22 protein-coding genes and 1 tRNA gene are annotated in these 21,655 nt (G+C 68.7%); 12 read left to right on the top strand and 11 right to left on the bottom strand.

What is annotated here, in order from left to right:
• Positions 1 to 261: 261 nt before the first annotated feature.
• From ABZV40_RS28130 to ABZV40_RS28115, 4 genes are read right to left on the bottom strand one after another with little or no spacing between them, the layout of a single operon-like run.
• Positions 262 to 618, bottom strand: a complete 357-nt coding sequence (locus ABZV40_RS28130; protein ID WP_355447767.1) for a septal ring lytic transglycosylase RlpA family protein — start codon at positions 616 to 618, stop codon at positions 262 to 264.
• 45 nt (positions 619 to 663) lie between these two features.
• Positions 664 to 1,056 (bottom strand): contact-dependent growth inhibition system immunity protein, encoded by a 393-nt coding sequence (locus tag ABZV40_RS28125; protein ID WP_355447764.1) that lies wholly within the window; start codon positions 1,054 to 1,056, stop codon positions 664 to 666.
• Between the two features lie 28 nt (positions 1,057 to 1,084).
• Positions 1,085 to 1,714, bottom strand: a complete 630-nt coding sequence (locus ABZV40_RS28120) for a hypothetical protein (RefSeq protein ID WP_355447761.1) — start codon at positions 1,712 to 1,714, stop codon at positions 1,085 to 1,087.
• Between the two features lie 40 nt (positions 1,715 to 1,754).
• The gene (locus ABZV40_RS28115) at positions 1,755 to 4,544 is read right to left on the bottom strand and encodes a BTAD domain-containing putative transcriptional regulator (protein ID WP_355447758.1); all 2,790 of its coding nucleotides are present in this window, start codon (positions 4,542 to 4,544) and stop codon (positions 1,755 to 1,757) included.
• A gap of 58 nt (positions 4,545 to 4,602) precedes the next feature.
• Between ABZV40_RS28115 and ABZV40_RS28110 the strand changes: the two genes are divergently transcribed.
• A complete protein-coding gene (locus tag ABZV40_RS28110; RefSeq protein WP_355447755.1) occupies positions 4,603 to 5,643 on the top strand; it encodes a cytochrome P450 in 1,041 nt (346 codons plus the stop codon).
• Here ABZV40_RS28110 and ABZV40_RS28105 read toward each other — a convergent pair.
• A complete protein-coding gene (locus tag ABZV40_RS28105) occupies positions 5,618 to 6,046 on the bottom strand; it encodes an OsmC family peroxiredoxin (RefSeq protein WP_355447752.1) in 429 nt (142 codons plus the stop codon). The genes ABZV40_RS28110 and ABZV40_RS28105 overlap by 26 nt on opposite strands.
• Before the next feature lie 123 nt (positions 6,047 to 6,169).
• Between ABZV40_RS28105 and ABZV40_RS28100 the strand changes: the two genes are divergently transcribed.
• Positions 6,170 to 7,075: an LD-carboxypeptidase gene (locus ABZV40_RS28100; RefSeq protein ID WP_355447750.1), complete on the top strand. Its 906-nt coding sequence runs from the start codon at positions 6,170 to 6,172 to the stop codon at positions 7,073 to 7,075.
• Between the two features lie 256 nt (positions 7,076 to 7,331).
• Here the strand turns inward: ABZV40_RS28100 and ABZV40_RS28095 are convergent.
• Positions 7,332 to 7,404: transfer RNA gene (locus ABZV40_RS28095), tRNA-Gly, on the bottom strand.
• 39 nt (positions 7,405 to 7,443) lie between these two features.
• Complete coding sequence (locus ABZV40_RS28090) at positions 7,444 to 7,842, bottom strand: hypothetical protein (RefSeq protein ID WP_355447747.1); 399 nt, start codon at positions 7,840 to 7,842, stop codon at positions 7,444 to 7,446.
• Positions 7,843 to 8,001: 159 nt separating this feature from the next.
• Between ABZV40_RS28090 and ABZV40_RS28085 the strand changes: the two genes are divergently transcribed.
• From ABZV40_RS28085 to ABZV40_RS28075, 3 genes are all read left to right on the top strand, one after another.
• Positions 8,002 to 9,348 (top strand): sigma-70 family RNA polymerase sigma factor, encoded by a 1,347-nt coding sequence (locus ABZV40_RS28085; protein ID WP_355447745.1) that lies wholly within the window; start codon positions 8,002 to 8,004, stop codon positions 9,346 to 9,348.
• Positions 9,349 to 9,442: 94 nt separating this feature from the next.
• Entirely contained in the window at positions 9,443 to 9,880 is a 438-nt protein-coding gene (locus ABZV40_RS28080; RefSeq protein ID WP_355447742.1) for a DUF983 domain-containing protein, read from the top strand.
• A 15-nt stretch (positions 9,881 to 9,895) separates the two neighbouring features.
• Positions 9,896 to 10,762 carry a DNA-formamidopyrimidine glycosylase family protein gene (locus tag ABZV40_RS28075; RefSeq protein WP_355447739.1) on the top strand — a complete coding sequence of 289 codons (867 nt, stop codon included), beginning with the start codon at positions 9,896 to 9,898 and terminating at the stop codon, positions 10,760 to 10,762.
• Here ABZV40_RS28075 and ABZV40_RS28070 read toward each other — a convergent pair.
• Genes ABZV40_RS28070 through ABZV40_RS28060 form a run of 3 tightly spaced genes read right to left on the bottom strand, consistent with a single transcriptional unit; the run spans position 10,755 to position 13,433 of the window.
• Positions 10,755 to 11,333 (bottom strand): LUD domain-containing protein, encoded by a 579-nt coding sequence (locus ABZV40_RS28070; RefSeq protein ID WP_355447736.1) that lies wholly within the window; start codon positions 11,331 to 11,333, stop codon positions 10,755 to 10,757. The genes ABZV40_RS28075 and ABZV40_RS28070 overlap by 8 nt on opposite strands.
• The gene (locus tag ABZV40_RS28065; RefSeq protein ID WP_355447733.1) at positions 11,326 to 12,744 is read right to left on the bottom strand and encodes a LutB/LldF family L-lactate oxidation iron-sulfur protein; all 1,419 of its coding nucleotides are present in this window, start codon (positions 12,742 to 12,744) and stop codon (positions 11,326 to 11,328) included. The genes ABZV40_RS28070 and ABZV40_RS28065 overlap by 8 nt, the downstream gene beginning before the upstream one ends.
• Positions 12,726 to 13,433, bottom strand: coding sequence for a (Fe-S)-binding protein (locus ABZV40_RS28060; RefSeq protein WP_355447957.1), 708 nt, complete (start codon positions 13,431 to 13,433; stop codon positions 12,726 to 12,728). Before ABZV40_RS28060 ends, ABZV40_RS28065 begins: the two co-directional genes overlap by 19 nt.
• Positions 13,434 to 13,544: 111 nt before the next feature.
• Between ABZV40_RS28060 and ABZV40_RS28055 the strand changes: the two genes are divergently transcribed.
• A complete protein-coding gene (locus ABZV40_RS28055) occupies positions 13,545 to 14,807 on the top strand; it encodes a histidine kinase (RefSeq protein WP_355447731.1) in 1,263 nt (420 codons plus the stop codon).
• 211 nt (positions 14,808 to 15,018) lie between these two features.
• Here ABZV40_RS28055 and ABZV40_RS28050 read toward each other — a convergent pair whose 3' ends face one another.
• Complete coding sequence (locus ABZV40_RS28050; protein WP_166048541.1) at positions 15,019 to 15,186, bottom strand: hypothetical protein; 168 nt, start codon at positions 15,184 to 15,186, stop codon at positions 15,019 to 15,021.
• Positions 15,187 to 15,298: 112 nt separating this feature from the next.
• On the opposite strand from ABZV40_RS28050, the gene ABZV40_RS28045 reads away from it, so the two are divergent.
• From ABZV40_RS28045 to ABZV40_RS28020, 6 genes are all read left to right on the top strand, one after another.
• The gene (locus tag ABZV40_RS28045) at positions 15,299 to 16,159 is read left to right on the top strand and encodes a S49 family peptidase (RefSeq protein ID WP_355447728.1); all 861 of its coding nucleotides are present in this window, start codon (positions 15,299 to 15,301) and stop codon (positions 16,157 to 16,159) included.
• A gap of 63 nt (positions 16,160 to 16,222) precedes the next feature.
• Positions 16,223 to 17,092: a LytTR family DNA-binding domain-containing protein gene (locus tag ABZV40_RS28040; RefSeq protein ID WP_355447725.1), complete on the top strand. Its 870-nt coding sequence runs from the start codon at positions 16,223 to 16,225 to the stop codon at positions 17,090 to 17,092.
• Positions 17,089 to 17,517 carry a hypothetical protein gene (locus ABZV40_RS28035; RefSeq protein ID WP_355447722.1) on the top strand — a complete coding sequence of 143 codons (429 nt, stop codon included), beginning with the start codon at positions 17,089 to 17,091 and terminating at the stop codon, positions 17,515 to 17,517. Before ABZV40_RS28040 ends, ABZV40_RS28035 begins: the two co-directional genes overlap by 4 nt.
• Before the next feature lies 1 nt (position 17,518).
• A complete protein-coding gene (locus ABZV40_RS28030; RefSeq protein WP_355447720.1) occupies positions 17,519 to 19,318 on the top strand; it encodes a cation acetate symporter in 1,800 nt (599 codons plus the stop codon).
• A gap of 258 nt (positions 19,319 to 19,576) precedes the next feature.
• Complete coding sequence (locus tag ABZV40_RS28025; RefSeq protein ID WP_355447717.1) at positions 19,577 to 19,927, top strand: DUF485 domain-containing protein; 351 nt, start codon at positions 19,577 to 19,579, stop codon at positions 19,925 to 19,927.
• Positions 19,924 to 21,516, top strand: coding sequence for a cation acetate symporter (locus ABZV40_RS28020; RefSeq protein WP_355447714.1), 1,593 nt, complete (start codon positions 19,924 to 19,926; stop codon positions 21,514 to 21,516). Before ABZV40_RS28025 ends, ABZV40_RS28020 begins: the two co-directional genes overlap by 4 nt.
• The last annotated feature ends 139 nt before the right edge of the window (positions 21,517 to 21,655 follow it).

The raw sequence follows: 21,655 nt of genomic DNA, 5'->3' as shown, positions 1-21,655 counted from the left end.
GTGATGGTGGTTCGGAGTCCGTGGGCACCAGCGAAGGCGTGTTGATGAGCGACACACGCGCCGGTCTGTCGTGGTCCGGGGATGTCGGATCGCCCGACGCGAGCGATCCGACATGCGGTACGAGCACGTAAAACGCTGCGGCGACAGCACCGAGGAGAGCTCCGGTCGCGAGCCGACCTGGGCCACTCATCGCCGCCAACACCCGGATTGCCTATCTCGTTCACTCGATTGGGTCAAGCAAAACGAAAGTTTTCTACTCAACTAAATCTTCGTGACGGTGACTCCGACTACGCCCTGTGACAGCGGGGCGATCGCCTTGAAGGCCTTCGGGGTCAGGTCGATGCACCGGCCGGTGATGTACGGGCCGCGGTCGTTGATCCGCACGGTCACGGTCTTGCCGTTGGAACGGTTCTTCACCTTCACCTTGGTGCCGAACGGCAGCGTCTTGTGCGCGGCCGTCAGCTTGTTGGGGTCGAAGCGCTCGCCGCTGGCCGTCGTGCCGCCACCGTCGTAGTAGGAGGCCTTGCACGTCTCGGCGGAGGCGACGGGGGAGAAGAACACTGCGGTGGCGGCGAGAGAGGCCAGCGTGAGGCCTGCGGCCGCGAGAGTCTTTGGCATGGCGCCAGCAACTCACCGAGCGGCAAAGGGACGCCTAACGCGCGCCTAACCGGGGAACTGCTCGGCCGCGGACACCAGCAGCTGCCAGTCGCCCTCGGGCAGCGTGCGCAGGCGGTCCAGCAGAACCGACATGCGGTGCAGCAACTCGGGGTGATCGGTCCAGAAGGAGTGATCTACTCTCAGCAGAGCGGCGAGCAGGTCGCCAGGGTAGAGCGCGAACGAGCGCAGCGGGTCCGACTCGACGTGCTCCAGCGCCAGCAGCGCGGTCACGTCCAGGCCCACCTGGTGCGTCACGAGCAGGTGCAGCGACGTCGGCGTCAGTTCCCGCACCGGCAGGTCGCGCAACGCGCTGAGGTCCCGGTACAGCTGGGTGGACGACGAGTCAGGTCTCAGCCAGTCGTCGTCGCTCAGGTGCGCGAGCGTTCTGTCGCGGTCCACGCACACATAGTCCCCGCCAACGGAAGACCTAGCGGGCTGACTGAGGCAACGGTTCGGCATTGGGCGACTGCCAGCCGACCCGCACCAGCACCTCGCCCTCGTGCAGCACCGCCTGCGACGCCAGGCCCCACACGGTCGACGCCAGCAGCACGGAGCTCACCGCCTCGCCCATCCGCAGCCAGTCGTGGCCGACCACCCGCATCAGCGCGCCGTTGCGCCGCGCGACCAGTTCCAGGTCGCAGTTCTCGGCGCGGGCCGCGTGCAGCAGCCACGTCAGCGCCGAGTCCGGTACCTCGTCGGGCAGGAACGGCCGCGGGTCGGCGCGGCGCAGTGAGATCGCCGCCGCGGAGGCCACCTCGCACGAGAACGGGTCCAGCTCCCAGCGCGGGTGCACCGACGCGATCTGGCCGTCGGAGAAGACGGACCGCAGCACGTGGCAGTCCCAGCCCATGGCGGAGAGAGCGACGCGCACGTGGTGGAGGACGGCGCCACACGCGAGGAGTGCCGTCTGGTCCGTGCGTGTCGTCAGGAGTTCGAGGCATTCGTTGCCCTTCCTCCACCGCCACGGCGGCACGATGCCGAACGACGGAGCCCGTGCGGCGAGTTTCAGCACTTCCTCGACGGTCTCGGCGTCGGGCGTGCGGACGCTGGTCCTCATTCCACACACGCTTCTCCTCGACGGCTGCGCCGGGGTTGCGTCACGACTGCGCGGCCGCGACCACCGCGGTCACGGTCAGCGCCGAACCACGCGCGAACTCGGCGGCGTAGGCCTCCTCGCCCAACGCCTGCCGGCACAACGCCACGCACTGGTCGTGGGACGCCGCGAAGTTCGCCGACCCGAACAGCGGCAGCCCGACGGACTGCCACACGCGGTCAGCGCCGCCCAGCAACAACGCCGCGTGCGAGGCGGACCCCGTGACCACCGAGATCAACGCCAGCAGTTCCACCGACACCGCTATCCCGAGCAGGTCGTCGAACTTCTCCTTGATGAGCAACGAAGAAGTGGCCAGCTCACGAGCTTCGACGACGTCACCGCGTGCCATCGCGACGAAGGCCAGGACGTACAACGCGTACGCGCGCGCCCAAAGCTCGCCGTTCTCCTCACACACGGCCCGTGCCTCTGCGCAGAGGGCGGCCGCACGGTCGAGTTCGCCACCGAACGCCACGGTGATCGCCAACGCCACTCGCGCCATGATCACGTTGCTGTCCAGGTGCCCCAGCTCGGTGTGCAGCCGGTCGGCCTCGGTCAACAGTGCCGCGCCCAGCGGCAGGTCGTCGTTGAACACCGCGGCCGCGCCCTGCACGTAGGTCGCGTAAACGTCGGCGTCCGCGTCGTCCAGCAGCGCGGCCTCCTCACGGCACGCCTCCAGCAGCGCGGGGACCGCGGCCGTGTTGCCCTGCAACGTCGCCAAGTACCCGTTGACCCACAACGCCTTGCAGCGCGCGCGTGACGGTTCGGTCTCCAGCGACAGCGCCCAGTTCAGCCAGTGCCGTCCCTCGGCGAACCGGCCGCAGCCGACCCAGTAGAACCACAGCGTCGCCGCCAGTCGCAGTCCCGCCTCGGCCTCGCCCGGGGTGGTCAGCGAGTACTCCAGCGCCGCGCGCAGGTTGCCGCGCTCGGTCGTCATCGCCCCGACGGTCGCGGCCTGCCGCGGCGTGAACCAGGCGCGCTCGCCCTGTTCGGCGATGCCCGCGTACCAGTCACGATGTCTCATGCGCAGCCGTGCCTGCTCATCGCTCGCACGCAACCGCGTCTGCCCGTACTGGCGCATGGTCTCCAGCAACCGATAGCGCGCCACGCCCGCGTGTTCTTCCCGTTGCAGCACGGACTTGTCGACCAGGCCGTCGACCGCGTCGAACATGAAGTCCGCGGTCAGCGTGTCGTCCGAACAGACCGCCTCGGCCGCGGCGAGGTCGAAGCTGCCGGCGAAGACCGACGCCCGTGCCCACAGCAGCTGCTCGCGCGGTGAGCAGAGGTCGAAGCTCCAGTCCATGGTGGCCATCAGGGTCTGGTGCTGCGGCAGCGCGTTGCGGCCGCCGTCGGTCAGCACCTTGAACCGGTCGTCCAACCGTTCCAGCAGCTGCGACGGCGTCAACGCGCGCACACGCATGGCGGCCATCTCGATCGCCAGCGGGATGCCGTCCAGGCGTCGGCACAGATCGCTGACGGCCTGCTCGTTCGCTTCCGTGATGACGAAGGAGCCGGGCACCGCGGCGTTGGCGCGTTGGGCGAACAACGTTGCCGCCGGATAAGGCACGGACAACGGCGCCACGGACAGCACCTGCTCGCCGTGGACCCTCAGCGCACGCCTGGAGGTCGCGATCACCCGCAACCGCGGCGCGACCCGCAGCAGCGTGTCGACCAGCACCGCGCAGTGGTCGACCACGTGCTCGCAGTTGTCCAGCACCAGCAACGCGTCCCGGTCGGCGAGGAACTCGGTGAGCACGGTCAGCTGCCCGCGCCCGGTCTGGTCGACCACGCCCAGCGCCTCCGCCACCGCGTGCGGCACGAGCGCCCGGTCGCGCAACGCCGCCAGCTCGACCAGCCACACCCCGTCCGGCGGGTGCTCACCGCGCGCCACGTGCACCGCGAGCCGCGTCTTGCCGACCCCGCCGACACCGATCAACGTCACCAACCGGTGCTCCCGGATCAGCTCGGCGACGTGCTCGGTCTCCGGCCGGTCCACGAAGCTCGACCGGTCGGCCGGCAGGTTGCCGCGCACCGTCACCGCAACGCGTTCGGCCAGGTCGAGCCGTGGATCGGCGGTCAGCACCGCCTGTTCGAGATCGCGCAGCCGAACGCCGGGCTCGATGCCCAGCTCGTCGACCAGCACGCCGCGCGCCCGCTGGAACGCGGCCAGCGCCTCCGCCTGCCGGCCACACCGGTAGAGCGCGATCATCAGCTGCTCCCACAGCCGTTCGCGGAACGGGTGCTGCTCGACCAGCGAGCTCACCAGCGGCGCCACCGCGGCGTGCTCACCGAGCGCCAGCGAGGCCTCCATCAGGTGCTCGGTCGCGTCCATCCGCAGCTCGGTGAGCCGCGCGGACTCCTGCCGCGTCCACTCACCCGGCCGGCAGTCGGCCAACGGGTCGCCGGTCCACAACGCCAGCGCCTCGCGCAGCAGCCGTGCGGTCTGCACCGGGTCGTCACTGGCGTGTGCTGCTGCGACGAGCGTCTCGAACCGTGCCACGTCGACGGTGTCGGCCGCCGCGTTCAGCACGTAGCCCGGCTCCCGCGTGGTGATCAGCTCGCCGAGCCCGGCGTCCCGGATCTGGTTGCGCAGGCGCGCGAGGAGGCTGTGCAGGGTCTTCGTGGCGGAGGCGGGCACCTCGTCCGACCAGAGCGCGTCGACGAGCGCGCTCCTCGGCACCGTTTCCCCCGGCTTCAGAGCAAGGCGGGCCACCAGGGTCCGCTGTCCCGCACTGCTGAGCTGAACTAGCCCGTTCGGACCGGTGAGTGCGAGCGGACCGAGCAGCCGGATGATCACTTGAATTCGTCCTGTCGTCAGCCCCCGACAAAGGCTGGAACCGGGACAAGATACTGCAATGGAATTCGACCCGAGAATCAACGCCCAGCGGCTGACCGCCTACGCCGACCTGCGCGCCGTGCTGGCTGATCCGGTGACGTTCTCCTCCCGGAACATGGCAGGTCCGCAGGTCGCGGCCGTGGCGGCGGTGCTGCCGCCGGAGCAGCGGCGATTGCTGGAATTGATGTCGTCACTCAACGCGGCGGACGGATCAAGGCACGCCCGAATTCGTGCGACGGCGAATCAGAAATTCACTCAAACGGCTGTGCGCCAAATGGCTGACCCAATTCGGCTGCGGGCTCGGAAGCTCCTCGACGAACTGCCGGGGGAAGCCGACTTCGTGAGCGAGTTCGCCGCGCCGTTCGCGCTGGGGGTCGTCGGCGACGTGCTTGGCGTGCCCGAACGCGACTTCCCGCTGTTCCGCGAGTTCGTCGCACCGGTGCTGGAGCTGACCAGCGGCGAGGAGATCAGCGAACGGGTGCTCGGGTCGTACTTCACCGGCATGAACGAGTTCTGCGCCTACTTCGGGCGCTCGGACGCGTTCAAGGGCGGCCAGCTGTCCGAGCAGGAACGGCTGTCGCTGTGCCTCGCGGTCGTCGTCGCCGGCACCGACTCGACCACGAACCTGCTGGCCAGCATGCTGCTGCGGCTGGACCGGCGGGAACGCCGGCTGGGTGGTGTGGTCGAGGAGGTGGTGCGGCTCGACCCGCCGTTCATCGGCTTCTTCCGGACGGCGACCCGTCCGGTGACCACGGCCGGGGTGAAGATCGCCGAGGGTGACCACCTGTTCCTCGACTACGCGGCGGGCAACCGCGATCCGCGCGTGTTCACCGAGGACTTCGACCCCGGCAGGCCGCCCGTGCCCGCCCACCTGGGCTTCGGGCACGGACCGCACTACTGCCTCGGTGCGGGACTGGCCAGGCTGCAGGGCCGCATCGTCGCCGAGGAGCTGCTCGACCGCTCGTTCGAGGTGGTCGAGCAGCCCGTGCGCCGCCGCAGGCACCTGATCAGCAACGGACCCGCGGAGCTGCGCTTCAGACCAGGGCGGCGTCCAGCGTGATGTTCTCGACGCCGGCGAGCGCCTTGGAGACCGGGCAGTTCGCCTTGGCGCCCTCGGCGGCCTCGACGAAGGCCTCCTGGGTGAGGCCCGGCACGTTGGCGCGCACGGTCAGGTGGATCCCGATGATGCCCTGGCCGGCCTGGAACTTGACCTCGGCCTTGGTGTCGATCGAGGTGGGCGGCGTGCCCGCGCCGGTCAGGCCGTGCGAGAGCGCCATCGAGTAGCAGGACGAGTGGGCCGCGGCGATGAGCTCCTCCGGGCTGGTCTTGCCGCCCGCCTCCTCGGCACGCGCCTTCCAGTCGATCTCGAAGCTGCCGCTCTTGGACGTGTCGAGGCTGACGTTTCCCTTGCCCTCGACGAGAGAGCCTTCCCAGTGCGCGTTTGCCGTCTGAGTGATGGCCATGGTCTCCAGGTCCTTGTCGAACGAGCTCGATCAGGTTGATGCGAGCGGACAGGGACCACCTTTCCACGGCGCGGCTCAGAGATCACCCCGAGAACCACGGGCCGGGACTGGCACAGTCGCGGGATGGACGTCGTACTGCCGCGGCAGGTCAGGGCCGGAGACCGGGTTCGTCTCGTGTCGCCTGCGAGTTTCCCGAACGAGGAGGAGCTCGCCGAGTCCGTGCGGACCCTGGAGAGCTGGGGGTTGGTCGTCGAGGTCGGCGAGCACGCGATGGACCGGCACGGCTACATGGCAGGTCGAGACGAGGACCGGCTGTCCGACCTCAACGACGCCTATCGGGATCCCGGAGTGCGGGCGGTGTTCGCCACCCGTGGTGGTGCGGGCTCGTACCGCATCGTCGACGGCATCGACTTCGCCGCCGTCCGGGCCGACCCCAAACCGCTGGTCGGGTTCAGCGACATCACCAACCTGCACCTCGCCTTGTGGCGGCACTGCGGGGTCGCGGGGATTCACGGATTCCTGGCCGGTGCCTGTTCGGCGGCGTCGACGCGGTCGTTGCTGATGGAGAGCGGTCCCACCGTTCTGCGCCGGGACGCGGAGGCGTTCACGGCGGCCGTCCGAGTGCCAGGTGCGGCTGAGGGGAACCTCGTCGGCGGTCATCTCGGCACGCTCGCCTGGTCCGTCGGTGCCGGCCTGCCCGATCTCGACGGTGCGATCTTGTTCCTGGAGGCGCCACGCGCGGTCGGACTGGGACACGTCGACCGTCAGCTGACACAACTCATGCGATCCGGCTCCCTGCGAGGGCTGCGCGGGGTCGTGCTCGGCCGGTTCCCCGGGTTCGAGGACTACGCCGACCGCGAGTGGACGGTGCTCGACGTGCTGCGCGACCGGCTGGAGATCTTGGGGGTGCCGGTGATCGGCGGCATCGACGTCGGCCACGGTGACGACCCGCTGTCCGTGCCCCTCGGGCCGGTCGCCGAACTGGACGCCGACGCGGGCACGCTCACCGTCGGCCCAGCAGTCCGCTGAAACGGAACAAAACGGCTCACGCCCTCCGTGAGGTTGGCGATTCGATCAAGAGCCGGAACTGGGCCCTTGTCGTGGTGGATGAAGGGCTCCTTCATCCACCCCAGGTTCAGGAAGGGGCCCTTCATGGACGACGCTCGCCGCGTGGGCACGCTCTCATCAGGCATATCGGGCGGGCTGGACGACTTTGCCGGGGCCCTGCCCTCCGAAACGAGGAACGGCTCATGCTCTTCGTGAGCATGAGCCGTCCTGAGTGAAGAGCGGATGACGAGACTCGAACTCGCGACCCTCACCTTGGCAAGGTGATGCGCTACCAACTGCGCTACATCCGCCTGTCTTGCTGCCTTACGGGTAAGAACTATACAACAGCCTCAAACGGCGTCTCGACCGGGGGGTCGCAAACCCGCCAGCAGCTGATCTACCTCGTCCAACTGCTCCTTGGGCCAGCGCCACTCCCACAACGCCCGCACCTTGGGCAGCACGTCGCACGGCAGCCAGGCCGCGACCTCCTCGCGGAGGTCCCAGTCGTCGAACACGTGCTCGTAGAAGCTGATCAACGCGGCGTTCTCCAGGAACTGCTCCGGCTGGTGGAAGCACCAGTGCGCGAAGCCGTACGCGCGGCGCAGCACGTCGTCGTCCTGCTCGCGGTGCGCCTCCATGGTCAGCTGGGACAGCTCGGAGAAGAAGACGTGGCAGGACCACTCCTCGGTTTCGGCGACAGCACGAAGTTCCGGCACGAGGGCCGAAGCGCGTTCCCGCCAGTCCACCACGGCCGTGACGATAGTCGCTTGATCTTCTCGCTCCGACGGCCCGACGCTCACCTGTGACCGTCTCGTCACCGAATGCGTTGCGCTGATCAGCTCACGACTATCGGATGGTCTTGTATATCGACCTGTTCTCATCCAGGGGCAGGTCTGGCCCCTTGTGGCATGTTGAACCCCGTGATGGTCGACGAGAACGAGGTCGACCGGGACCTGCTCGCCAGGGTGCGCGAGGGAGACGACTCGGCCTACGGCGAACTGTTCTCCCGGCACGCGGACGCGATCCGCCGTTTCTCACTCAGGCACGTCCGCGAGGCGGCCGAGGCTGACGACCTCACCGCAGAGGCCTTCTTCCGCATGCTGCAGGCGATTCGGCGCGGGAGCGGTCCGACGGACCACGTCCGCACCTACCTCCTGACCGTCGCGAGGCGCGTCGCGTGGGAGTGGAGCGGCCGCAGGCGGGACGTCCCGGTGGAGGACGAGGAACTGGGGCGCCGGGTCGAGCCCGTGGGCGACAACGCGAACCGCCGTGCCGAGCACAACCTGATCACCAGGGCCTTCTCCAGCCTGCCGGAACGGTGGCGGGTCGTGCTGTGGCGCGTCGAGGTGGAGGGCGAGCGCCCTGCCTCCGTGGCACCGCACTTCGGTCTTTCGCCGAACGCCATGTCGGCGTTGGCCCGCCGCGCACGTGAGGGGCTGCGTGCGGCGTATCTGCAGGCACATCTGGCCACCTACGACGAGCGTTCGTCGTGCGCGGCGATCCGGTCGAAGCTCGGCACCTTCACCGCCGGCGGGGTCCAGGGCGTCGAGGAACGCCGGATCCGCGCCCACCTGGACGGCTGCTCGTCCTGCGCACAGCTCTACACCGAGCTGAACGAGGTCTGCGCGACCCTGCGCGCCAACGCGGCGTTCCTGGTCGTGCCGTCCACGCTCGGCCTCGCGTTCGCCGGGAAGATGCTGATCAGCAAGGCGAAGATGGCCGTCGTGGCGGCCGGCGTGGCGACCGTCGGCCTGATCGGCACCATGGCCGCGGTGTTGAACGGCGGCCCCGGTGCGGCGGTGCTGCAGCCGGACCAGCGGCCGGTGATCGCGCTGAGCACGTCGGGTTCGACCAGCTCGGGGCACAGCAGGGAGCTCGTGGTCGCACCGGCGCCCGAGACCCACCAGGAGCAGGTCCAGCCGCAGCCGCAGCCGAACGTGGTCAACCCCGGCGGAGGACAGCGGCTGGAGACCGTGCGCAAGACGACGCCCTACGTGCCGCCACCGCAGACCTCCGAACGGCGGGAGCCACCGGCCGAGCGGGCGTTGCCGGTCGTGCAGTCGTCGTCCAGCACCGCCGAGGTCGTCGTCACCACGATCATCAGCAGCTCGCGGGACATCAGGTCGCTGGACACGGCGCCGGTGTCGTCCGATCGGCCTCCGCCTCCGCCTCCGCCGCCGTCGGACCCGTGCTCGTCGCCGCAGACCACGTCCACCACGATCACGCTCTACCCCAAACCCGTCATCCAGAACTGACGGTGACGATCAAGACCGGGCGAGTTCACCCACAAGGCTCGCTCTGCGTTGGGTACGGTTTGACCAGAACCGACCGAGCGTGGGAGACGGGTTTATGACGCGGCTGGTGCGCGGTGCCGACGGGCGGATGTGGACGGTCCACAGCCGGATCGAGTGGCGCAACCCGGAGTTGTCCGACGACTTCGAGCACGACGTCAGCGGTGGCGTCCTGCCGGGCGTCATGATGGCCGGGATGCTCGTCGTGATGACGGTGGTGCTGATCGCCTGGACGCCGGAGCAGGTGGTCGTGCCCGGCTGGCTCATCCTCGCGCTGATCTTCCTGTTCGCGTTCTTCCCGGTCCGCTGGGCGCTGCGCCGGCCGCACACGCTGGTCGCGGAGAGCAAGGCCACGGCCGACGAGCTGCCACCCGAACGGTGGGTCGGCCAGGTCAGGGGGCCGCTGGCGGTGCGCCAGGAGGCCTCGCGGGTCGCTCGCACGATCGAGATGCACTCGCTGCCCGACGTCGAGGGCCCGCTGCAACCCGTCGACTGATGCGACACTGGACCGGTGCCCGAGCTACCCGAGGTAGAAGCACTGGTCCACCACCTGCGTGAGAACGCGGTGGGCCGAACCGTGCACCGCGTCGACGTGGCGTCACTGCAGGTGCTCAAGACGTTCGACCCGCCGTGGACCGCGCTGCACGGCCAGGAGGTCGTGGCCGCGCACCGGCACGGCAAGCACCTAGACCTGGAGGTCGCGGACGGCCTCCACCTGGTCGTTCACCTCGCCCGCGCCGGATGGCTGAGGTGGGCCGACACGATGTCCGCGCCGCCGCCCAAGCAGGGGCGCGGTCCGCTGGCGCTGCGCGTGCACCTCGGTCCGCCCGGTCAAGGCCCCGGTTTCGACCTGACGGAGGCCGGCACGAAGAAGGGCCTCGCGGCGTGGATCGTGCGCGACCCGAAGACCATCGCGAGCATCGCCCGGCTGGGTCCGGACGCGCTGGAGATCACCCGCACCCAGCTGGAAGACCTGCTGAGCGGGCACACCGAGCGGTTGAAGACGGCGCTGACGGACCAGGGCCTGATCGCGGGCATCGGCAACGCCTACTCCGACGAGATCATGCACATGGCCCGGTTGTCGCCGTACGCCACGGCCGGGAAGCTCAGCGAGGAGCAGCTGGACCGGCTGCACGAGGCCATGATCAGCACGCTGACCGACGCCGTGGCGCGGTCGGTCGGTCAGGACGCGGCCCGGCTCAAGGGCGAGAAGCGGTCGGGCTTGCGGGTGCACGCGCGCACCGGGCTGCCGTGTCCCGTGTGCGGCGACACGGTTCGTGAGGTGTCGTTCGCGGACAAGGCGTTCCAGTACTGCCCGACGTGCCAGACCGGCGGCAAGCCGCTGGCCGACCGCCGGTTGTCGCGTCTGCTCAAGTGACGATCAGGACCTCCAGGGTGCGAGGGCCGTGGACGCCCTCCACCCGGTTGAGCTCGATGTCGCTCGTCGCGGACGGCCCGCTGATGAACGTCAACGGCCGCGTGGGCTCCAGTCGTTGCAACGCTTCCGGCACCGAGGCGGCGATCTGGTCCGCTCGCACGACGCACAGGTGGTAGTCGGGGAGCAGGGTGAGCGCGCGGCGGCCCTGGGCCTCGCCGCCGTCGAGCACGATCGTGCCGGTGTCGGCGATCGCCACCGCGCACCCGGTCAGCACCCCGTCGGCCTGGTCCAGCTCGTCGATCGACAACGGTTCGTGCAACCACGTGACGCCGTCGATCAGCCACTCAGGCGGAACGTCCTGCGGCGCAACGATTCGCTTGCCTTCGAGACGTTCCAGCGCTTCGGGCACGTCGCTGACGGTGTGCACGATCGCGCGGTAGTCGGCGACCCGTTCGGCGAACAGCTCGACACCGCCCTTGCCCGTCCGGTCGTAGCCGCGCACGACCGGAGGTGCGGCGGGCACGCGGGCGTTCCGGATGCGCTGGAGGATCTCTTCTTTCGCGCTAGCCACGATTTTTCCTCCACCACGTGCGGAACGACTCGGCGGGCGGTGCGGGCACGTCGCGTGAGGACGTCCACTTCGAACCCGGCCACGGCAGGGACGTGATCCGCCCGTCCCTGGCGAGGAACCTGGCCAGGGAACCGGCTTTCTGCGCCTTCTCGTAGCGGGAGGCCGCGCCGAAGATCCACGCGGCGGCGGCCATCGCGACCGACTCCGCGGTGCGCCCCTTGGCCTCCACGGCCTCTGCGCGCAGGTGCGTGAGGACCGACGGGATGTCGATCCGCACCGGGCAGACCTCGAAGCACGCACCGCAGAGCGAGGAGGCGTAAGGAAGCGACGCGGCCTGCGGGTCGTGCATGTCGCCGACCAGCTGGGGTGTCAGGATCGCGCCGATCGGGCCGGGGTAGACCGAGCCGTACGACTGGCCGCCGGTGCGTTCGTAGACCGGGCAGACGTTGAGGCACGCACTGCACCTGATGCACCGCAGTGCCTGGCGCCCGACGGAGTCCTCGAGCGTCGCCGTGCGGCCGTTGTCGATCAGCACCAGGTGGAACTCCTGCGGGCCGTCGCCGGGCGTCACCCCGGTCCACACGCTGGTGTACGGGTTCATCCGCTCCGCCGTGGACGAACGCGGCAGCAGCTGCAGGAAGACTTCCAGGTCCTGCCACGTCGGCACGAGCTTCTCGATGCCCATCACGGTGATCAGCGTTTCCGGCAGCGTCAGGCACATCCGGCCGTTGCCCTCGGACTCCAGCACCACGATCGACCCGGTGTCGGCGACGGCGAAGTTGGCACCGCTGATGGCGACCTTCGTGGTCAGGAACTTCTCGCGCAGGTAGACGCGGGCCGCCTCGGCGAGGTCCGCCGGTTCGTCGGAGACCTCGACCCCCATGCGGCGCTGGAAGATCTCGCGGATCTCCGAGCGGTTGCGGTGGATCGCGGGCACCAGGATGTGCGACGGCCGGTCGTCGCCGAGCTGCACGATCAGCTCCGCGAGGTCGGTCTCGATCGCGTGCACGCCACCTGCTTCGAGGGCTTCGTTGAGCCCGATCTCGGCCGTGGCCATGGACTTGACCTTCACGACCTCGCGCGCGTCCTCCGCGCGGCACAGGTCGAGCACGATCCGGTTCGCCTCGGCGGCGTCCCGCGCCCAGTGCACGACGCCACCCCGTGCCGTCACCGACTCCTCGAGCTGGAGCAACAACGTGTCCAGGCGTGCCAGGACGTCGTCCTTGATCTGCTCACCGGCGACCCGCAGCTGTTCCCAGTCGGTCATCTCGGCGACCGCGGCGGCACGGCGACCGCGGATGGTCCCGGTGGCCTTGCGCAGGTTCTGCCGCAGCTGGGTGTCCTGCAGCGCCGCCCTCGCGGCCTTGGGGAACGTCGGGCTGCCCAGCCACGTCACGGGGTTGCGCGCCACGGGTCCTCCTCCGTCGAAGCCAGGATCTCCGCCAGGTGCACCGGCCGGACGCCCGCGCGCAGCCGCGACAGGCCGCCGCCGATGTGCATGAGGCAGGAGTTGTCACCGGCGGAGAGCACTTCGGCGCCGGTGTCGAGCACGCACCGCATCTTGTCCGCGAGCATCGCGGTGGAGGTCTCGGCGTTCTTCACCGCGAACGTGCCGCCGAAGCCGCAGCACTGCGTCGCGTCCGGAAGTTCCACCAGATCGAGTCCCTTGACCGCCCTCAGCAGCGCCAGCGGCTTGTCGCCCACGCCCAGCATGCGCAGCGAGTGACAGGTGGGGTGGTAGGTGACCCGGTGGGGGAACCACGCGCCCACGTCGGTCACGCCCAGCACGTCCACGAGGAACTCGGCGAGCTCGAACGTCCGCGGCGGAGCCTCACCCAGCGTGGGGTGGATCTCCCGCACCATGCCCGCGCATGACCCGGATGGCGCAACCACGTGGTCGTAGCCGCCGAAGACGTCGGTGTACTTGCGCGCCAGCGGCTTTGCATGCTCCCGATAGCCCGTGTTGAAGTGCATCTGCCCGCAGCACGTCTGGTCGAGCGGGAACTCCACCGAACAGCCGAGCCGTTCCAGCAGACGCACCACGGCACGTGCGGTCGACGGGAAGAACGTGTCGGTAAGGCAGGTTGCGAACAGCGCCACTTTCACGCGCACACCCTCTCCCCAAATTCATCGGATGTCTACCCGGATCGGTGGACCGTACGGGCGTACGCCGGGCGCGCCTCTTGCTATCGGGGCCACCCACAGCACAGCATGTGCACCGTGGGCGACCTGTTGACCGAGCGCGCTGTGCTCGGCGTCATCGCGACCCTGGCCGTTCTGGGCCTCTTCGTGATGCTGTGCCGCGCTCGACGAGTCAGCACCTCCGTCGAGGATGCTGTGATGGACATGCTCGACCGCATGTCCAGGGCGTCGAGCGACCTCCGCGCGGGCCTGACGGAGGAAGCGGCGAACAAGGCCACCCCTCACCTGCGCGAGATGCTGCGGTGCGTCGCGGTCGCCATCACCGACGAGGAAGGCACCGTCCTGTCGTGGGACGGCGGTGCGAACGACCACTACGAGTACCTCCGCGACACGGTTGCCCGTGCGATCAACAACTGCCACAAGGAACACGTCGACCACCGCAAGCTCGGCTGCGAGCTGCAGGGCCCGTGCTCACTGCACAGCGTTGTGGTCGTCCCGCTGGTTGTCGAGGGCGACGTGGCCGGCACGCTGATCGTCGTGTCCGGCGTCGCCTCCAAGCGCCAGATCCGGATGGCCGAGGAGACCGCCCGCTTCGTCTCGACCCAGCTCGAACTGGAGGTCGTGCAGAAGCAGCGGCAGGCGCTGGCCCAGGCCGAGGTGAAGGCCCTGCGTGCGCAGATCTCGCCGCACTTCGTCTACAACGCCCTGAACACGATCTCCTCGCTGATCCGCACCGACCCGGCGCACGCCCGCGAGCTGCTGCAGGAGTTCGCCGAGTTCACGCGCTACTCGTTCCGCACCGACGGCCTCTTCACGACCCTGGCCGACGAGCTCACGAACATCCACCGCTACCTGACGATCGAGCAGGCCCGCTACGGCTCCCGGCTGAACGTCCGGCTCCGCATCGCGCCGGAGGTCCTGCAGGTCGTGCTGCCGTTCCTGGTGCTCCAGCCGCTGGTCGAGAACGCGGTCCGGCACGGCCTGGCCAAGAAGCCCGGCGGCGGCATGCTCACCATCACCGCCGAGGACAACGGCAACGAGGCCCTGATCAGCGTCGAGGACGACGGCGTCGGCATGGACCCCGACCGCCTGGACGACATCAAGGACGCCCACCAGACCGGCGCCCACGTGGGCATCGGCAACATCAACGACCGCATGCGCACGGTGTTCGGCGCCGAATACGCCCTGGTCGTGGAGACCGCGCCCAACGCGGGCACCAAGGTCATCCTGAAGGTGCCGAAGTTCGCGCGGAACGTGCTGCCCAACCTGAACCTGGGCGCGCAGCTGACGGACGAGCCGATGACGAACGAGCAGCCGGTCGTCCGCGCCTGAAGTTGAGTGCGCAACCATCCTCAACCCGCACGGTCAACGTGCCGATTGTGGTGTTGACCAATGAACAGCCGGCGCTCCCTCAGGTCGAGGCCGGCCGCGAGTTAAGGGCAACATCAATTGCAGGAACAACAGGCACCCGAGCGCGTCCGCGTCTGCATCAAGTGCACGGCCAAGGGCTTCAACAGCTGCAAGTGCTGAAAGGCACCGCAGGTCAGCGTGCTGCCACCGCCAGAGTCGTGATCAGCACGACGGCGCACACGCTCCAGCTCACCCACATCCAGTAGATGTGCATCGGCGTCGGCCCGGCGGCGTTCTGCCTGCCCCGGTCGTCCCACCACTCGACATAGCGTTCGAGCCAGCGGATCGGGTTGAACGTCACCCGCCGAACCTAGCAGCGCAGCACGTGTTTTACGTCACGCGGGGGTCCCGCGTTCCCTGGAAGGAAACGCGGGACTCCCGCGTGGCGCCAGAACGCACGTACTGTCGAGTACATGAGCGTCACGGACAAGATCGCGGCCCGGCTCCCGAGGGTCATGGACCGGGGTGAACGGCCACCGGTCGTCGCGGCGGTGCGGTTGCACGGGGTCATCACCCCGCAGTCCTCGCCGGTCGCCCGCAACACGATCAGCCTCCAGAACGTCGAGACGGCCATCAACCGCGCGTTCGACAACGAGCGCCTGATCGCCGTGGCTCTGCTCATCAACTCCCCTGGCGGCGCGCCCACGCAGTCCGCCCTGATCGCCGAGCGCATCCGCGAGCTCGCGACCAAGAAGCACGTGCCGGTGCTCGCGTTCTGCGAGGACGTGGCGGCGAGCGGCGGCTACTGGCTGGCGTGCGCGGCGGACGAGATCTACGCGCACGGCACGAGCCTCGTCGGCTCCATCGGCGTGGTCAGCGCGGGCTTCGGGCTCAACGGGCTGCTGGACAAGGCGGGCGTCGAGCGGCGCGTCTACACGGCCGGTGAGAACAAGGTGCGGCTCGACCCGTTCCAGGCGGAGAAGCCCGAGGACGTGGAGTGGCTCAAGGGCCTGCACGCCGACCTGCACGAGCAGTTCAAGGCGTGGGTCACCGAACGCCGGGGCGGCAAGCTCAAGGCCGAGGAGGATCTCTTCAGCGGCGAGATCTGGACCGGGACGAAGGCGCAGCAGCTCGGGTTGGTCGACGGCATCGGCACGCTCCGCAGCGTGCTGGCGAAGCGGTTCCCGGACGCCGAGCTGACCGTCGCCGAGCCGCGCAAGCCGTTGCTGGCCAAGCTCGGGCTCACCGGCGCGTCCACCCGATCGGGCGATCTCGTGACGCAGGTGCTCGCGAGCCTGGAGGAACGTGCTCGCTGGTCCCGATTCGGGCTGTGAGCATCAGTTCGGTTTCGCAGGGCGTGTCGAGACCTGCCCCGGCGTAGACATGACCGCACATTGATGGGCAAGATGCCCGACACAGTGAGTACCCAAGACAACGCCGGTCTCCTCGTCCTCGCAGTCGATGACGAGGCTCCTGGCCTGAGCGAGATCAAGTACCTGCTCGAGAGCAGCCCCCACATCCGGCGCGTCCTCACGGCCTTCGACGCCGCCGAGGCTCTGCGCATCCTGAGGGGTGACTACGAGCAGGAGGTCATGGCGAGGACCAAGGCCGGCCTGCCGCCGGTCGACGCGGTGTTCGCGGACATCAACATGCCCGGACTTTCCGGCATGGATCTCGCACGGGTGCTCAGCGCGTTCCGGTACCCGCCCGCGCTCGTGTTCGTGACGGGTGTGGAGGAACGCGACGCGCTCGTCACGGCGTTCGACGTCGGCGCGCTCGACTTCATCAACAAGCCGATCAACGAAGAGCGCGTGCTCAAGGCGATCTCCCGCGTCGCCGACCGGGTGGGCCGCACGGCAGCGCCCGCCCCGGCCGCGAACGCCGCGCCCATGGCCCAGGCCTCCGAACCCGCCGACGACGAGGTCATCCCCGTCGAGCTGGGCGGAACCATCAAGCTCGTGCCGCGCGCGTCCGTGCGGTACGTCGAGGCGCAGGGCGACTACGCCCGCCTGCACACCCAGGACGGCAGCCACCTGGTGCGCATCCCGTTGGCGCAGCTCGAAGAGCGGTGGGCCAACGCCGGGTTCGTGCGCATCCACCGGTCGTACCTGGTCGCGCTGCCGTTGGTGAGCGAGTTGCGGATGACGGCGAACGGCTACGCGGTGGTCATCGGCACCGGTGAGGGCGCGAAGGAGCTCCCGGTGAGCCGCCGGCACACCAAGGAGCTCAAGGAACGGATCGTGCGACCCCCGAAGAGCGGCTGGTGAGCAGGCACGACGCGGGAAAGCCCGAGCAGGCCGCCCGCGAGGCCTGGCTCGGTGAGCAGGCCCGCAAACCACGCAGGCGCAGGGTCGTGCTCGCGGACTCGACGAAGTCGCGCGGCAAGGCGCTGCGCACGATCATCGAGCTGGAGGAGCAGACCAGCGTCGGCGAGAAGCTGGTGCGCGACCTCATCAAGCAGCAGCTCCGCTCCGCGTTCGGGCTCGCCTTCGCGGTCCTGATCGGCATGTGCCTGCTGCCCATCACCTTCTACCTGTTCCCGCAGATCGGGGATCTGAAGATCCTCGGCATCGGCATTCCCTGGCTCGTGCTCGGCCTGGCGCCCTTCCCGGTCCTCTACGGGGTCGGCTGGGTGTTCCGCAGGCAGGCCGAACGGCACGAGCGCGACTTCGTGAACATGGTCGACCGTTGACGTGAACGCCACCATCTGGAGCCTCAGCGCCATCGTCGCCGTCGCGGCCGTGACCTTCCTGCTCGGCTACGTCGGCTCGCGCAAGGCCAACACCACTCCGGACTTCCTGGTGGCGCGCCGCGCGATCCCCGCCACCCGCAACGCCGCCGCGATCTCGGGCGAGTACCTGTCCGCGGCGTCGTTTCTCGGCGTGGCCGGCCTTGTGCTCAAGGACGGCATCGACGCGCTCTGGTATCCGATCGGGTTCACCGCCGGGTACCTCGCGCTGCTGCTGTTCGTGGCCGCACCGCTGCGCCGCTCCGGCGCCTACACGTTGCCGGACTTCGCCGAGGCCAGGCTGGGATCGGCGAACGTGCGGCACTTCAGCACGTTCTTCGTGGTCTGCATCGGCGTGCTGTACCTGGTGCCGCAGCTGCAGTCCGCGGGTCTGACGCTGACGACGATCACCGGCCTGCCCGCGTGGTTCGGCGGCCTGATCGTCACCGTCATCGTGGTGATCAACGTGCTCGGTGGCGGCATGCGGGCGATCACGCTGGTGCAGGCGTTCCAGTACTGGGGCAAGCTCTTCGCGATCGCCGCGCCGACGTTCGTGCTGTTCGTGGTGTTCCTCGCCTCTCCCGATCGCGGCACGCAGCCGATCAGCGACAACGGCGTGATCAGGTTCCCGCAGGCCGAGAAGATCACCGTGGCCGAGCAGGTGATCAAGCTCAGGGTCGACGAGCCGCTGACGTTGAAGGTGCACGGCGAGATCGACGGCAGGCCGGCCGACGGCAAGGTGTTCTGGGGCCGCGGCGTCTACGAGCTCAGCCCGGGCACGGTCATGGAGTTCACCGCCGGCAGCCCGGTTCCGGTGGTCGAGGGCTCGCCGACGAACAACCACGACTGGACGCGGCCGCAGACCGGGGGCATCTCCGACCTGCTCAAGACGTACTCGCTGATCTTCGCGACGTTCCTCGGCACGATGGGCCTGCCGCACGTCCTGGTCCGCTTCTACACGAACCCGGACGGCAAGGCGGCCCGCCGCACGGCGTTGCACGTGCTCTACCTGCTCGGCCTGTTCTACATCTTCCCGACGGTGCTGGGCGTGCTGTCCCGGCTCTACCTGCCGCAGCTGCTGGTGAACGGGAAGACGGACGCGGCGGTGCTGATGCTGCCGAGCACGATGGTGCCGAACCTGGGTGGCCAGATCCTCGGCGCGATCGTCGCCGCGGGCGCGTTCGCCGCGTTCCTGTCGACCTCGTCGGGACTCGTCGTGTCGGTCGCCGGGGTGGTCTCGACGGACATCATGCCGGGCAAGGTTCGTGACTTCCGGTGGGCAACCGTGTTCACCGGACTTGTCGCGATCGCCCTCGCGCTGCTACTCCCGCGCTCCGACGCGTCACTCACCGTGGCCATGTCGTTCGCGCTCGCCGCGTCGACGTTCTGCCCGCTGCTGGTGCTCGGCATCTGGTGGCGAGGACTCACCTGGGTGGGTGCCGTGTGCGGTCTCGTCCTCGGCGGCGGCATGGTGATCATCGCGCAGGTGATCAGCGTGGTCAGCTCCTACACGGGCCGCTGGGCACCCGCGGTCTTCACCCAGCCTGCGCTGGTCACGGTGCCGATCGCGTTCATGACCATGATCGTGGTCAGCAAGGCGACCCGCCGGCGTGCTCCGGCGGACGTCAACCAGATCCTGCTGCGCCTGCACGCCCCGGACCCGCTGGGCTTCATCCGGGACCGCGACATCGCCCGCTTCGGGACCGCCGAGGAGAAGGCGCGCCTGGCCGAGGACAAGCGCAGGGGAGCTAGTCGGACACGCTGAGTGGTCAGCGTTTCAAATGGGTGAAAATCGGTCACTCGAATCGGTGAACGGCGAATTCGGTCACGCAGAGTGCTGTTCGTCGACGCATACTGACCGTTCGTCGCTTCACCCGACTGCCTGGCGCAACGCCTCGAACGGGGTCTTACCGAGTGACTCAGGTCTCCATACGGTTCTCGACCAAGAACAGGACCGCACCTGGAGGCATTACGTGCCCGTCACGTTGCTGACACCTACGACGAGTACCGCTAGGAGGGGACTGTGAGCACTGTTGAGCACACCCCGGCCGAGTCGTCCCCAGACGCGCAGAAGTGGGTCGACGTCCAAGCAAGTGATGACTTCGCGCAGCTCAAGCACCGGCTGCTGAAGTTCGTGTTCCCCGTCTCCGGGTTGTTCCTCGCCTGGTACCTGCTGTACGTACTCCTCGCGGACTACGCGCACGGGTTCATGTCGACCAAGGTGTTCGGCAACATCAACGTGGGCCTGATCTTCGGTCTGCTCCAGTTCGTGTCGACGTTCGCGATCACGACGCTCTACGTGCGGCACGCGAACAAGAGCCTCGACCCGCTCGCGGAGAAGCTCCGCGCCGAGATCGAGGAGAGCGCGAAGTGAACAGCAGCAACCCCGTCCTGAACATCAGCATCTTCGGTGTCTTCGTCCTGATCACGCTGTTCGTGGTCATCCGGGCGAGCCGCAACACCAGGACCGCCGCCGACTACCTGGCCGCCGGTCGTGCGTTCACCGGCCCCCAGAACGGCATCGCGATCGCCGGCGACTACCTGTCCGCGGCGTCGTTCCTCGGCATCGCGGGCGCCATCGCCCTCAACGGCTACGACGGCTTCCTGTACTCGATCGGCTTCCTGGTGGCGTGGCTCGTCGCGCTGCTGCTGGTCGCCGAACTGCTGCGCAACACCGGCAAGTACACGATGGGTGACGTGCTGAGCTTCCGGATGCGCCAGCGTCCGGTCCGTGCGGCGGCAGCCACGTCGACCATGGCCGTCTCGTTCTTCTACCTGCTGGCCCAGATGGCCGGTGCCGGTGGTCTCGTCGCCCTGCTGCTCGGCATCACCGGCACGGGTGGCCAGTCCCTGGTCATCGCCGTGGTCGGCGCCCTGATGATCGCCTACGTCCTCATCGGCGGCATGAAGGGCACCACCTGGGTGCAGATCATCAAGGCTGTCCTGCTGATCGCGGGTGCCGCGATCATGACCGTCTGGGTGCTCGGCATCTACAAGTTCAACCTGTCCGGGCTGCTCGGCGCGGCCGTGGAGAACGCGCCGAAGGCGGGCGAGAAGCTGCTCGGCCCCGGTCTGGCGTACGGCAAGAACGGCACCACGAAGCTCGACTTCCTGTCGCTGGCCCTCGCCCTGGTGCTCGGCACCGCGGGTCTGCCGCACATCCTGATGCGCTTCTACACCGTGCCGACGGCGAAGGAAGCCCGTCGCTCGGTCGTGTGGGCGATCTGGCTGATCGGCATCTTCTACCTGTTCACGCTGGTCCTCGGCTACGGCGCCGGTGCGCTGGTCGGTCCGGACGCGATCAACAAGGCGCCCGGCAAGGCGAACTCGGCGGCTCCGCTGCTCGCGCTGGAGCTCGGTGGCCCGGTCCTGCTCGGCCTGATCGCGGCGGTCGCGTTCGCGACCATCCTCGCGGTCGTGGCGGGCCTGACGATCACGGCGTCGGCGTCGTTCGCGCACGACATCTACGCCAACATCATCAAGAAGGGCGCGGAGGAGGACAAGGACTCCGAGGTCAAGGTCGCCCGCATCACCGCGATCGTGATCGGTCTGGTGTCCATCGGCGGCGGCATCATCGCCAACGGCCAGAACATCGCGTTCCTCGTGGCGCTGGCGTTCGCGGTCGCGGCCTCGGCCAACCTGCCGACGATCCTCTACTCGCTGTTCTGGAAGAGGTTCAACACCTCGGGCGCGCTGTGGAGCATCTACGGCGGCCTGATCGTGACGATCACCCTGATCATCCTGTCGCCCGCCGTGTCCGGCACGCCGACCTCGATGTTCAAGAACGCCGACTTCGCCCTGTTCCCGCTGTCGAACCCCGGCATCGTCTCGATCCCCGTCGCGTTCCTGCTCGGCTACGTCGGCACGATCCTGTCCAAGGAGAAGGCCGACCCGGTCAAGCAGGCCGAGATGGAGGTCCGCTCCCTCACCGGTGCGGGCGCCGAGAAGGCCGTCGTCCACTAGCTCTTCCGCTCTCGATGAACGGCGCTTTCGTCCACCTCAGGTGGACCTGGTGTTTTAACCAGGGGTGAGTTCCTTGGGGCGGGTCGCCGCGTCAGCGGCGGCCCGTTTCTTGTTGTGTGTCTTGGGTTTGGGTGAGCTG

It is taken from the genome of Lentzea sp. NPDC004782, assembly GCF_040609115.1.
In the GTDB taxonomy this organism is placed as follows: domain Bacteria; phylum Actinomycetota; class Actinomycetes; order Mycobacteriales; family Pseudonocardiaceae; genus Lentzea.
Note: the sequence above shows the minus strand (reverse complement) of the source record. Positions and strands in the feature narration are given on the sequence as shown.